The organism is Pseudoalteromonas sp. GW168-MNA-CIBAN-0100, from assembly GCF_040309225.1.
GTDB classification, from domain to species: Bacteria; Pseudomonadota; Gammaproteobacteria; order Enterobacterales; family Alteromonadaceae; genus Pseudoalteromonas; species Pseudoalteromonas arctica.
In genome coordinates, this window is record NZ_JBEOOL010000963.1 from 1 (window position 1) to 244 (window position 244).

1 protein-coding gene is annotated in these 244 nt (G+C 45.9%); it reads left to right on the forward strand.

Features of this window, described 5'->3' with window-relative positions; all coding sequences use genetic code 11:
• Positions 1–244 (forward strand): RNB domain-containing ribonuclease (locus tag AAEY62_RS24205; protein WP_350637015.1); only part of this gene is annotated, 244 nt, incomplete at both ends.

A 244-nucleotide genomic window follows, 5' to 3' on the forward strand; every position in this document is an offset into this window, starting at 1 on the left:
GTGTTGGCTCGTTTAGGTGACCGCCCAGAGGCTGAACTTATTCAAACCATGTTGCTACGATCAATGAAGCAAGCGGTTTATCAGCCAGATAACATAGGCCACTTTGGTTTAGCATTATCGGCTTATGCGCACTTTACCTCGCCAATTCGCCGTTACCCAGATTTAGTGGTGCATCGTGCAATTAAAGCAGTATTAAAAGCACAAGGGCAGCAAACCTCTGGTGAATACGCTTATAGCGATGATG